Source organism: Microvirga aerilata (genome assembly GCF_016743775.1).
GTDB lineage: Bacteria > Pseudomonadota > Alphaproteobacteria > Rhizobiales > Beijerinckiaceae > Microvirga > Microvirga aerilata.
This window is the reverse complement of the sequence record NZ_JAEQMY010000374.1, coordinates 1-553: the sequence shown is the minus strand read 5'-3', so window position 1 is coordinate 553 and position 553 is coordinate 1. Positions and strand designations below refer to the sequence as shown.

At 53.5% G+C, this 553-nt stretch carries 1 protein-coding gene; it reads left to right on the top strand.

The window, feature by feature from the left end; genetic code table 11:
- Positions 1-221 precede the first annotated feature (221 nt).
- The coding region (locus tag JKG68_RS32875; protein ID WP_202066673.1) for a Ros/MucR family transcriptional regulator at positions 222-553 on the top strand (332 nt) is incomplete at its 3' end.

Here is a 553-nt window from a genome sequence, read left to right as displayed (position 1 = left end):
GGTTCACCTCGCGCGTAATGCTCTCCAGTATGTTCGCCCAAGCTGGGTCCGCTTCAGCCTCGTGGGCTTCATCGAGAAGATTGATCGTCGGCATCACCGGGACACGATATTTCTGCATCAGCTGTTGCCTCTCGACATCGCAGGAAACCATCGAACAACTTGATCTTATAGAGTAATTGTACGATCTATTGCGCTGCATCTTACTTTGTATCGGATGAGTTATGGATCAAACTGAGCAGCAGCTAGATTTTGCCAGCATTACCGCAGACATCGTCTCCTCTTATGTCGCAAACAACTCAGTACATCGTGCCGACCTGCCGAACGTGATCGCAGCTGTGCATGCTACGCTGCAGGGTCTCATCTCTCCACAGCAGACAGAACCCGAAGAGCCGCAGCCGGCTGTTTCGATCCGCAAGTCGGTCACGCCAGACTTTCTGATAAGTCTCGAGGACGGGATGAAGTACAAGACGCTCAAGCGCCATCTGCGGAACTTTGGGCTAACGGCTGAGGAATACCGCGCGAAATGGGGGCTCCCGGCCGACTATCCGATGGT